We start from the raw sequence: 355 nt of genomic DNA on the forward strand, positions 1-355 counted from the left end.
TCGACGCGCTGGCCGACGAGGTACGCCTGGCACAACGCTGGATGGCGCACTGGGAAACGCGCGCACCGCACGCCGTGCGCGTGGTCGACTACCGTGCGCTGGTGGAAGACACCGACAACACCCTGGCCGCCCTGCTCGAATTCCTCGACCTGCCCGCCTGGCCGGGCCTGTCGCAGCCCGAGCGCAATGCCAGCCCGGTCAGCACCGCCAGCAGCGTGCAGGTGCGCGCGCCGGTCCACCGCGGCGCGCTGGATGCCTGGCGGCGCTACGCCGAACCACTGGCGCCGCTGGCCGCGCGCCTGCAGGAACAACCGGCATGAGCGACGCCGCCACCGCGGGCCGGATCGACGCGCTG

1 protein-coding gene is annotated in these 355 nt (G+C 73.8%); it reads left to right on the top strand.

The features are described from left to right. A partial coding sequence (locus SB822_RS55540) for a sulfotransferase (protein WP_410858903.1) occupies positions 1 to 320 on the top strand: 320 nt, incomplete at its 5' end. Between the last annotated feature and the right edge of the window lie 35 nt (positions 321 to 355).

Origin of the sequence: Paraburkholderia sp. SIMBA_054 (assembly GCF_046534875.1) — a bacterium.
Classification (GTDB): domain Bacteria; phylum Pseudomonadota; class Gammaproteobacteria; order Burkholderiales; family Burkholderiaceae; genus Paraburkholderia; species Paraburkholderia hospita.